General features: G+C 35.4%; 9 protein-coding genes and 2 pseudogenes. 7 read left to right on the top strand and 4 right to left on the bottom strand.

The features are described from left to right. A pseudogene (locus FTU42_RS13570) lies at nucleotides 1-75 on the top strand (IS6 family transposase); the annotation flags it as partial. Nucleotides 76-259: 184 nt separating this feature from the next. Next, nucleotides 260-570 (top strand): annotated as a pseudogene (locus tag FTU42_RS13575) (ISNCY family transposase); the annotation flags it as partial. A gap of 92 nt (nucleotides 571-662) precedes the next feature. Here the strand turns inward: FTU42_RS13575 and FTU42_RS13580 are convergent. After that, complete coding sequence (locus tag FTU42_RS13580) at nucleotides 663-986, bottom strand: helix-turn-helix domain-containing protein (protein WP_120376129.1); 324 nt, start codon at nucleotides 984-986, stop codon at nucleotides 663-665. 1,106 nt (nucleotides 987-2,092) lie between these two features. Here FTU42_RS13580 and FTU42_RS13585 point away from each other — a divergent pair. From FTU42_RS13585 to FTU42_RS13595, 3 genes are all read left to right on the top strand, one after another. Then, nucleotides 2,093-2,455: an antitoxin Xre/MbcA/ParS toxin-binding domain-containing protein gene (locus FTU42_RS13585; RefSeq protein WP_120376127.1), complete on the top strand. Its 363-nt coding sequence runs from the start codon at nucleotides 2,093-2,095 to the stop codon at nucleotides 2,453-2,455. Between the two features lie 422 nt (nucleotides 2,456-2,877). Beyond that, complete coding sequence (locus FTU42_RS13590) at nucleotides 2,878-3,456, top strand: LexA family transcriptional regulator (protein WP_120376126.1); 579 nt, start codon at nucleotides 2,878-2,880, stop codon at nucleotides 3,454-3,456. A 23-nt stretch (nucleotides 3,457-3,479) separates the two neighbouring features. Further along, complete coding sequence (locus FTU42_RS13595) at nucleotides 3,480-4,775, top strand: Y-family DNA polymerase (RefSeq protein ID WP_120376125.1); 1,296 nt, start codon at nucleotides 3,480-3,482, stop codon at nucleotides 4,773-4,775. A gap of 27 nt (nucleotides 4,776-4,802) precedes the next feature. Here the strand turns inward: FTU42_RS13595 and FTU42_RS13600 are convergent, their stop codons facing one another. Next, entirely contained in the window at nucleotides 4,803-5,177 is a 375-nt protein-coding gene (locus tag FTU42_RS13600) for a hypothetical protein (protein ID WP_120376124.1), read from the bottom strand. Nucleotides 5,178-5,452: 275 nt separating this feature from the next. Here FTU42_RS13600 and FTU42_RS13605 point away from each other — a divergent pair, with 275 nt between their 5' ends. Then, on the top strand, nucleotides 5,453-5,776 hold the full coding sequence (locus tag FTU42_RS13605) for a hypothetical protein (protein ID WP_120376123.1): 324 nt from the start codon (nucleotides 5,453-5,455) through the stop codon (nucleotides 5,774-5,776). Next, entirely contained in the window at nucleotides 5,773-8,640 is a 2,868-nt protein-coding gene (locus tag FTU42_RS13610) for a relaxase/mobilization nuclease domain-containing protein (protein WP_180083592.1), read from the top strand. The genes FTU42_RS13605 and FTU42_RS13610 overlap by 4 nt, the downstream gene beginning before the upstream one ends. 235 nt (nucleotides 8,641-8,875) lie before the next feature. On the opposite strand, the gene FTU42_RS13615 is transcribed toward FTU42_RS13610, so the two are convergent. After that, a complete protein-coding gene (locus FTU42_RS13615; RefSeq protein ID WP_120376155.1) occupies nucleotides 8,876-9,823 on the bottom strand; it encodes a nucleotidyl transferase AbiEii/AbiGii toxin family protein in 948 nt (315 codons plus the stop codon). Next, on the bottom strand, nucleotides 9,816-10,211 hold the full coding sequence (locus tag FTU42_RS13620) for a DUF6088 family protein (RefSeq protein WP_120376154.1): 396 nt from the start codon (nucleotides 10,209-10,211) through the stop codon (nucleotides 9,816-9,818). Before FTU42_RS13620 ends, FTU42_RS13615 begins: the two co-directional genes overlap by 8 nt. Between the last annotated feature and the right edge of the window lie 613 nt (nucleotides 10,212-10,824).

The raw sequence follows: 10,824 nt of genomic DNA on the forward strand, positions 1-10,824 counted from the left end.
GGACAAGCATCGTCATTTTATTATGGTCAGCCTCAGGGTGAAGTGTGTCTAATCAACAGGGTTTTCGGTCTCTAAGTACTTTTTAAAGGGAACATCATCGACTCAAATCTCTATTTGCAACAGTGCCATTTAAAGTGTCTATATTCTCACCAATAAAAATGTCTGGTTTATGATGGTTTTCACCATCATGGACTGGATATAAATTATAGATGCTGATCACTATGTCTGGCAAATAAATACAACGCCTAAAGATCATCGTATTATCCAAGTCCGTGCTACTGAAATCTTGAATCTTTCAACCAGTCATGATGATTTGGTAAAAACCAAATGTCTTTCCATTATTTTTGAACATTTGTTGGGATTTGGACCCACCTTGGCGCATGAAAAGCTCACCACCGTGCATGGATTCGATCTTTCAGTAGAAACCCTACGTTCCATGATTGCGGCTGACTTGCAGATTTTACGATCCAAACGCCTGAAACGCCCATATCAGCCACGCTATAACAGTGAGTGCTTTGTTGAGCTGATTCGTATCATGACTGGTTTGAAGGTCAAACCGCCAAATCCTGCTGCTAAATTTCTAAGATAGTGGGAACCCCACCCTGACCATTGTCATATTGATCTTAAGAAGAGACAGGGTGACACAGTTTTGATATAAAACTTTAGTTTTGCAACGACAAGATGAATTTTTCAATCATCTGTCTTTCTGATTCAGGTAATGCTTGAATAGATTTTGTAATTGGATCGCTCCCTGAATGAGTATGTTGATCTATACATCCTAATAAATAATCAGCAGATATATTCAGCACAACAACTAACTTATAAAAATTTTCTAACGACGGTTTACGAGAACCTGCCTCAAAATGTGCAATTGATGTAGATGGCATGCCTGATTTTTCCGCCAATTCTTGCTGTGTCATTTTTCTCATTTTTCTGATTTCTTTTAGTCTTAGACAAAACAAATCAGCATCCATTTCAAGCATCATAATAAAACACCATAAACCGACAATAATAACTTGACTAAATAGGCAAGTTTGCATATAAATATTGATAGTATTTTATTGTCTATTTCGACAAAAAACATCTTTTAAAAATTAAGGAGGGAAATTAGATGATCAATATTGTATGTGCATGAGTGACCTATCTAGACAATAGGACACTCATGCTTTTCATTCCAAACCCAGGAAATGAAAGATTGTAAAATTTCGACGTTTTACCTTTGCATTCTTTCATAACAAATAATTTAAGTAAATTTTTCTTTTAAGAAAAATCTATTCACTTAAAGGCTCGATTATGAATAGTTCCTCTCATGTAGTTCTTAAATCAATTAGATCTGAAATCCGAAATCTTAATGTACGGATCATTTCAAAAATAGTAGCTTCTAAAATTATCGAAACTACGGCCCTACAATTACTATTTGAACCAGGCTTTTGCAAACAGCTTAACGTTGCACGCCATCTCACGACATATGAAGCTGTTGCATATTTTGTTGATAATCAATTTTTTGAAGAATATGGATTTCAGCAAGTATCTTTAATTAGTTTACAGAATATATATGATCAACTTTTAACTAATTTCTATGAGCATTTGACGAACACGCCTTATTATCCTATGTGATAGATGGCTCTTAACCTTAATTAAGTCCTCACATAAAAATGAGTGCGGACTTAATTCATGGCTATAAATTGCATTTTTTAGCAACTCAAGTTGCTAAAAAATGCAAAACTTAGCAAAACTCAAACTCAGTATTGTGAATATCTGCAAAAAACCATCACTTTAATTATTTCTATTGCTTTTATTTCAAGGTAATTACCAGGAGAGCAACCATTGCATTTTTTGTGGTGTTTTTTCTGATCAAGTTCCTATTTAGCCATATTGTTTAAAAGAGAAATAAAAAACTCTGATTACTGAACAACCCATATTTGGGAGAGTTTTCTATTCAGAAAATTTTTCAATTTACTCAAAGAAGGTCATAAAAACGTGGAGACTAGATTCGCGCTTTTTATGGGGCTAATATAACAAATTTTAGATACTTTTTATTTTTCCAGATAATTTAAGAAAAAGCACTATTTTTTATATTAAGGGCATACTTATGAGTCCACTTTCACAACCTATAAATAAATCTAAACTTTTGGCTCAGGCTTCATGGAAAGCGGCTCAGCAGCTTGGGTTAAAACCTGAGCAATTTGTAAGAATTCTGCATCTTGAATGCGTTGATATGGATTTATCTGATGCAAGCCTAATGCTAGATCCAAATTCTCAATCAGGGGAAATAGCAATAATCGTAATTCGGATTTACAGAGCTGTTTATAGCCTGAATGGTGGTGATATTAAATGGATGCACCGTTTTCTCAATTCACCTAATTTATTAACTGGAGGAGTTCCTATAGAACAGATGGAAACTATGCATGGACTACTTTCTGTACTTAAGGCCGTAGAAGCTTTTCCATGTTAAAGTACTGACTTTTAAAGAATACCAATAGTTACTTGGGAACAGAAAGCAGTATAGCTATCAGATAATATGGTCGGAAAAATCCCTAAAGTATGTAGCTTATTGCCTTGAGCAGCCCTCCCTTTCATATGTCGACTCAGATCCAGTGGAGGCATTAAAAGGAGTAATAAAAGTCGTCAATACGTATGATTCTAAAGCTTCAAAATTCCCTTCAGAAGCGGCTTTATTGCAGGATATAAATCTTTCTAATGCACATTCGGAGCTACTTGGTAGGCAGCTAACTGACAAAGAATTAGGTCAATAAATTTATAAATCTCCCAGAATTTATACTTTTCATATTAACCATTTATCCAGATTCTCTTGTTTTTGGAATGAGGTAAAGTTTATTATTTGATTTTGTCACAAAATCAAATAATGGATAAGTCATGAGCAATAATCGTGGGGGAAGCCGAGAAGGTTCCGGTAGAAAGCTAAAATATAACGAGCCTACAAAAACTGTAAGAGTACCTGTATCCAAGATCATAGAAATCAAGAATTATCTCAACGAAGCAGAGAAACAATGCTTTAATGATGTTGCTTCAATCTCTCCTGTAGAGCCGTTCACTCACATGCAAATTCCTCTGGCTTCCGAGAAAGTTGCTGCTGGTTTTCCTTCCCCTGCTCAAGACTATGTAGATAAAACTCTAGACATGAATGAACACCTCATCAGCAATGAGGCAACAACATTCATTGTCAAAGTAGCCTCTCTTTCAATGAGAGATGCTGGCATCGACATTAATGATGAACTTGTCGTTGATCGTAGTCTTGAAGCCAAACATGCAGACATCGTTATTGCCCTAATCGACAATGACTTCACTGTTAAACGTCTGATGATCGAAGGTGATCATCGTTGGCTTAAAGCTGAGAATCCGGATTGTTCTGACATTCATCTTAATGATGGGCAAGAGATGGTGATTTGGGGTGTAGTGACATTTGTCATCAAACCGTTCCGGAAACGCAAGTAACTCTACTTTATTGGTTTCATCACATGGAATGTACAAACAAGGTGTTTGCTCTAGTGGACATCAACAACTGTTATGTCAGTTGTGAGCGTATCTTCAATCCAAGTCTGAATAACAAGCCTGTCATTGTTCTCTCCAACAATGATGGTTGTGCTGTTGCACGCTCTCAGGAAGCCAAGGACTTAGGTATCAAGATGGGAGTTCCCTTCTTTCAGATTAAAGACATCGTAGAGCAGCATAAAGTCCAAGTGCTCTCAAGTAACTATGCTTTATATGCAGAGATGTCTCGCAGATTCATGAAAGTCCTTTCAGACTTTGTCGCTCCTGACGAGCAAGAAGTCTATTCGATTGATGAATGCTTCCTTGATCTGACCGCTCCTTCAGAGAAGGATGATCTAACCGATTATGCTCAACAGATTCGTCAGCGTATCTTCACCTGGCTTGGTTTGCCTGTGTGTATTGGCTTAGGTCGAACGAAAACTGAAGCAAAGATAGCCAATCACATTGCCAAGAAGAATGCTTACTTGAATGGTGTATGCAACTTGGTTGCAATGGATTACTGCTCTACCGAGACTCTGTACCAATCCATCGAGGTAAGTGAGATTTGGGGTGTAGGACGTAAACATACGTACAAGCTCAACAGTATGGGCATCCATTCTGTAATGAATTTTGTCATGGCTTCCCCACTGATGATCCGAGAGCAATTCTCTATCGTCATGCATCGAACTTTATTAGAGCTGCATGGAGTTGCTTGTATTGAGTTAGAGCATACTCAAGCCCCTAGAAAACAAATTGTTGCGAGTCGTTCGTTTGGTCAAAGGATTTACCATATTGACGATCTGAAAGAGGCCATGAGCCTGTATGTACAAGATGCGGTAGCTCGCTTAAGAGGTGAGAATATGTTGTGTGGTTACATGATGGCTTTTGTACAATCGAATCCATTTGATACGCATAAACCGTATTACAGCAAGTCTGCAGCAATCACTTTACCTGAACCCTCTGACAATGTATTAACGCTGTGTAAAGTTGCCATCAAAATGATAGATGATTTATATCAGAAGGATGTAGGCTTCAAGAAGTGTGGCGTGATACTGACTTGTCTGGAGCCAAAAGCCAGGCATACTTATGACCTTTTCACAGACATGAAGCAAGTTGGCTTAGACAATATCTTGATGGATTCACTTGAGGAAATCCATCATAAGTTTGGTAAAACCAAACTCGCTCTTGGTGCAAGTATGTTACCGAACAGAACCTGGAATATGTCACGTAACCAACTCACTCAAAATTACTTCAAGTGGGATCAATTGCTTTGTGTGAAGTAATTTTTATTGATTACTTCACAACATAATTTATTTTTTCTTCTTTAAAAACTCTTTTAAAGTTTCCTCAGTAATACCCACAAAATTGTTTCTTTTTAGAAAGTCTAGTACTTCTCCGGTTGTTGCACCAAGACCAAAGAGTTGAAGTAAAGTTTTCTTATGCTGAGTAAGCAATTGATTCCGTGTAATGGTCTTTTCATTCAATTCTTTTATATAACAAAGAAGAATATTTTCAAAGTTTTTAGAATCATTTTTGCTATATATTTTTTGATTCTTCTCAACAAGTTTTGAAGGCTTAGAATTACTTTCTTGAGGAGCTTCAAAAGAATTATCTGTTGAGAATTCAGAATTTATATTATCCGAATTTTCACTATCGAATTTTAAAATATTCTGATCTTGCATCATATTTCTTCCTTAAGAATAAATTTATAAGCTCATTATTCGAAATATTTACTCTCATAAAAATGGCAAAATATGACCCTTTTTTGATTTTTAAATTACTGAAAAATGTAACTTTTTGCGCTAAGAAAAAAAAGGGAAAACAAGCATGATTTTCATCATCTTCAGTTCATTCACTGACCGCTAAAAATATACAGGATGGGACGAGTAATATACATCGTCCAAAATCACAAATCTCGAGCTCGCTCCGCTCGGTCTCAATTTGCATATAGTAGAAAAAAATGAAAGACAAAACATTGAGAAACAAAAAAATCATTATTCGCTTTACAGCAGATGAACATCAACAAATTAGTGCTGCCTGTGCGGCATTACATATGGCTCAATCTAACTATCTACGTTTGAAGATTTTCTCGGATACCCAGTTCAGTATTTCAGATCAACAGGACATTCATACTGTGAGAATCATGGGAATTTTACTGACAAAAATTTTGGAAAAACTCAAAGATACAGGACTCATTCTTCATGAATTGGATGAAATAGAACAGCTCATCCCGGAGATCAAAATGACTGTGCGTAGACTCAATGATAGATTGGATAAAGTATGATTATTAAAGTCATTGCGAATACGATCGGGTCTTCAGTAGAAGAACGTGTGACTGGATTATCGGATTATATTCATCATCCGAAGCAGACACGTGCTCACCATTTGTCTGAATATATTCATCAGCTTCATCCTGGTTTTGATGAAGACTTACTCTCTGAAAAATGTGTCTATTCAAACTTTAGAAACTTTTTAGATGATGATCCTCATTATCAAAAAATAGAAATGTCACAAACTGCCAGTTTGAACTCTCGTGTGATTGACCCGATCGTACACATGGTCGGAAGTTTTAAAAAATTTGAGGTTCCAACCACTGAGCAATTAGAACAACAAATTGATATTTTAGCGAAACATCTCAGTGCAGAAGAACTACAAATGCAATATGCAATGCACATGGATACAGACAATGTTCACTTTCATTTAATCGTCAATAAAGTTCATCCATTCAAAAAAAATAAACACAATGAAAATAAAGTGATCGATCTTGGAGATGGCTGGATTTATAATGCTGTACATCGGGCTGCAGCAGAAATTGAAGCAAAACAGGGCTGGGAACCAGAGCCTAATCCAATGTTTATCTATAAGCATGACACGGGACATTGTGAAAAAAATCCAGATTATATACCTCAGCCTGATGCTGAAAAAATTTATTCAAAAATTCGAGATCAAGAACATCGACATCAACAAAAAAGTCGAATGAGCAGTGAAAGCGAATCAGGCAAAGACTACCAACGCTATATTGGACATTGCGTTAATCAAGTACTGAAAAACGCTGAAAATTGGCAAGACTGGCATAAAGAATTAGCTCAACATGGCATTCTTTATGAGAAAAAGCGAAACGGTAGTACTTTTAAAATTAAGACAAGCGAAGAGCAAGAACTCACGTTTAAAGCCTCTTTATTTTGTAATAAACAAGCGACTCTCAAAAACTTAGAAAAAAAATGGGGAGATTTTACGGCTAAAGATAGTGATATTAAAACTATCCCTCTTATAAAACTAAATGAAACATCTCGGCACTCTCAATCAGCAGAAACAACTGTACATTCTTACCATTTATTTAAAAATGAAGATTTTTTAGTTACTAATCTTCATGATGTTTATCTAAAAATAAAGGCAGAAAAGGATTCAATCAGTAAAAATCGTAAAAATGGATACCAAGAAATTTCTCTTAAAAATGAAAATTATAAGCATGATAAAAATAATTTTTTAAAACAATGGCAGCAGAAATTTCCAGAGCAATCATCTGATGTCATTTTTACTCTGCTGCATTACCAGCACTCTGCTGATCAAATAAATTCAAGAGCATTGCAAAGAAAAGAATATAACGATCAACATAAAAGCTTGGGTAAAAAGACCTCTAAAACACTGCAAGAAAGCTTTCCATTTTCTTCAAGCTTTGATTCCTCGAAAATAACGTCTTACGCAGATTTTTTAAAGTTTTTCCCCCCCTCACATCACTTGCTTATGCAACAACAATTTTTATTTGATCAACGTCAATCTAAAAATTTTATTTGCCAAGATAACCCTAGGATTGAAAAAGCAAAAATCCTCTTTGATCAGAATGAACCGATAGCCATTCAAAATAGATATGGGATCCTGGTGTTCAGTAATTATTCCGTGACCCGACTACAACAATGTATAAAAGCACTTGATTCTAAAAAGAAAGGAACGCTCAGGGGTACGTCGGAATTTAAAGAATTGTTCCACGCTACTGTAAAAGATCTCAAAGAAAAAGAACAGATTATCGACACAAACCATGAGAGAGTATTACCAAGTTTCGAACGTCTTTCTCAAAACAATATCGAGTCGTGTTTTACTGAACTCTTTAAAAAATTTAGATCCACGCACACAAATCAAAGTACAGCCATTATTAAAACTTGTTTGCTCTTAAATTGTTGCGGTTTACCAATGGAGTCACTGCAATCAACATTAAAAAAATGTGTTGATGAAAAGAAATTGCCTGATATTAATAAGCAAGATCAGGATCTCCTCATGCTTAGGATCCAAAATCTGATTTATACTCAGCATAAAGAACTAAATAAGCAATATTTCAATTCATCTGAGATTGAACAATGTTGGCAACTTTATTTTAATCTACATATTTCTCCACTCAAGCAGCCAAAAGAACACAAGCACAACTCTCAGTCTTCATCTTCAACACTAGAATTAGAGCTCGTGCCTAAGGTTGAGAAGAAAAGAACAATCAAACTTCCTGAAAATTTAGCTGAATCTGAGTTTGAGCAAATGCTGCAATACTTTGAATACACTCGAAGACTCAAGCTTCAGAAAAAACAAGAAGGAGAACGCTTGAATACATTAGAATCTTCAAAGAAAATGTCTATACCTCATCAGCAATCCCAAATGACATCTCTTTTTAGAAAAGACTATGTAATCGAATACAAATTTGGACAAAAATTTTATCTGGACCAAAAAAAAGTTGCATTTTTTGAAACGAAAAATACATCAGAAATTACAGTTGTTAGTCATCAACATGAGCATATCCGTGATGCTTTATTCCTGGCAAGAGCCAAGTTTGGTGTTGTTTTAGTTTTTGGAACAGATGAGTTTAAAAAACAAGTACAACAAATTGCTGATTCAGAAGATATCAAAATTGAATTTAAAACCACTGCTCAGCAAAAAGTGAATGCTGCAATTGAGAATAGTCCAATTGGTAATTCAGCTGCTAAAAATGACAGTGCTGAACCAAAACCGCCAAGGAGAGAATTAAGTTTGGAACCTAAAGATCCTAGTATAATAAATAAGGAAGATAGAGCTGATAATTTCTATAAAAATCAATCTGTGACATCACGTAATAGTCGTAAAGAGTCCACGCAAGAAAATAGTTACGATTACGGACCTGGTTTTTAAAACAATTGCCTAATCGAATTTTTATGCAGCTTGAAATATGGTTTTAAGAATAGCCTAAGAATTATACTTAGGCTAATTCAAAAAAAATTTCAAGCGAATTAACATTTTCTATCTTCGATGAGTTACGAGTTAGAATTCAAAGAAAAAACTCTGAAGAATTTTGACAAATTTAGTTGTAATAAGAGTGATTGTAAATAAATAATCTATTGTGCTTAAGCTAATTTCTTTTCTACATTTACAACTTTAAGTTAGCGAAGATCTGTTGAACTGAGTCCTGAAAATGTGAATAGGCTTGCTGCCATGATATTTGTTTGTCCCCGAACACCATAGGAACAACAAAATTATTAAACCTGGCTTTATAGAGTGGATTACGACTTAATTCATTTAAACCAAATAACAATTCAGCAATCGGGTCTTCAACCATAAGAGTATGCTGACGACCATAACGCTCAATATCAGTTTTTATAACTTTAGTAGCTAAGTGCCCTAAATAAACAAAATCTTGTGGTTTACCATAGGTAATTTTAAAGTAGTCATACACATGTCGAACTAATGATTCATCATCAGCTCTTTCAGCATTTCTAGCAAAGGCCGCTGTACGCCTTAAAATTGCTATCAGCTTCTCGATACTGGTACTGACAATTGTGACGGAGGGAAAAGCATCGACTGGCTTCCCTTTCTTAGCCAAGTCATACACAAACGAGGTGATACTTCTAGATTCAAAAGGCTCAAGTAAGTCTGTTTCAACTAATTCCAATTTAATGAATGGTCGTAAACAGGGAGCTTGGTTGAAATGCTGAGGATATCGAATTAATAATTCCATATAACGATATTCATCCCAGACAACTGGTTCCTCTTCAATTGTAAAGAAATCAGATTGAGAGATTTTGTCTTGTACTTGATGAAGCAATTGTTTACGTACAACTTTAGCTTTAGAGCGACTTAATGCAATATTTGGTTTTGGAACTATTTTAATGTCCACATCTTCAGACATCCGATTTAACTGAATATTTGCTTTAGCTAAAGAAGTTCCACCAGCAAAAACCAAGTCATGCGTTTCAAATTCTAGAGACTGTAATAGTCTCAATAACTCGACAACATAGTAATCTTTTTCAACAATAGAAGTTGCACCAATACCAAGTGCATCAGCGACATCTGCAAACACATTTTTTATATCAGGCATTAATTTGGCTACGACCTACAGACAATTGGCGTGTAAAACGACGCGGGGTTTTAATTTGAGTAAAGGCTGGAATCTGGGTGGATTGACCAGATAAATATTTTTCCGTAGCCTCTCCTAACGTAACCTGCACATCCAATCTTTTTAATGCCTCTAAGATCACTGCATCCGCGCCTTCTGGACAGGCTGGCATTACTTTGCCGGTAATTTGATTTTTTCTTGCTTTGGTATAAATACCATAACCAACTTTAATTAGCTCACCTTCTTGAACTAAGTTTCGCAGAACTCTTCCAATTTGGTCATAATTCGCAATGTCATTAAAATCATCACGCATAAAAACATAACGTTTTGAGCGTTTGATGCGCATTTGCATTTTCGCTTTAGTTGTCATCGCATCTCCCTTATACATCAGTTTTCACATACCTTTAAACTAGCAAAAATACGACATTTTGTCGAGCAAAAATACGACATTATACTAGATGAGACTGTAGATAAATTACTCAGGAAGACAACTTTGTCTGATCTGACAGTTCTTGGTTGAGTTGCAGAATTCTATTACTCTATTACATTAAACAGCTGTAGATAACTACTTATGATCCAGAATTGGTTATCAAGCACCCTGATTACATAATAATCATAAGTTATACAACTTACACAATTTATGTGTCAGGAACCTGTCCACTTATGTACCTCTAAACACGTACGTGTTTTTATCACATTTGCTCTATAGCTCACAGCTTTTCGTTGTTGAGCTTTTTGAGTAGGTGATTGCTTATATTTTATCGTTTGTTTTGCTGTTTCAATAACTGTATCAATAGCTGTATTGGAAAAGATGCTTTGAAGGATCTGTGTTGCTTCCAGGACATTACTGATCAATTTGGATTGGTATATCAAGTCATGGAGAATAAAGTTGTTGTTCTGGTTCTAGATGTTGATAGACGAGGTACGGTCTATAAAGGCCTACAATCAAATTAGCTCACGGCTTTTGGTTGTTGAGCTTTTTG

This window comes from Acinetobacter sp. YH12102, assembly GCF_013419125.1.
Classification (GTDB): domain Bacteria; phylum Pseudomonadota; class Gammaproteobacteria; order Pseudomonadales; family Moraxellaceae; genus Acinetobacter; species Acinetobacter pseudolwoffii.

Bases quoted from the DNA above. Each gene is read 5' to 3' on its own strand.
- FTU42_RS13590 (WP_120376126.1), top strand. From the start codon at position 2,878: ATGAGCAATAATCGTGGGGGAAGCCGAGAAGGTTCCGGTAGAAAGCTA.
- FTU42_RS13600 (WP_120376124.1), bottom strand. From the start codon at position 5,177: ATGATGCAAGATCAGAATATTTTAAAATTCGATAGTGAAAATTCGGAT.
- FTU42_RS13620 (WP_120376154.1), bottom strand. From the start codon at position 10,211: ATGACAACTAAAGCGAAAATGCAAATGCGCATCAAACGCTCAAAACGT.
- FTU42_RS13605 (WP_120376123.1), top strand. From the start codon at position 5,453: ATGAAAGACAAAACATTGAGAAACAAAAAAATCATTATTCGCTTTACA.
- FTU42_RS13615 (WP_120376155.1), bottom strand. From the start codon at position 9,823: ATGCCTGATATAAAAAATGTGTTTGCAGATGTCGCTGATGCACTTGGT.
- FTU42_RS13610 (WP_180083592.1), top strand. From the start codon at position 5,773: ATGATTATTAAAGTCATTGCGAATACGATCGGGTCTTCAGTAGAAGAA.
- FTU42_RS13595 (WP_120376125.1), top strand. From the start codon at position 3,480: ATGGAATGTACAAACAAGGTGTTTGCTCTAGTGGACATCAACAACTGT.
- FTU42_RS13585 (WP_120376127.1), top strand. From the start codon at position 2,093: ATGAGTCCACTTTCACAACCTATAAATAAATCTAAACTTTTGGCTCAG.
- FTU42_RS13580 (WP_120376129.1), bottom strand. From the start codon at position 986: ATGATGCTTGAAATGGATGCTGATTTGTTTTGTCTAAGACTAAAAGAA.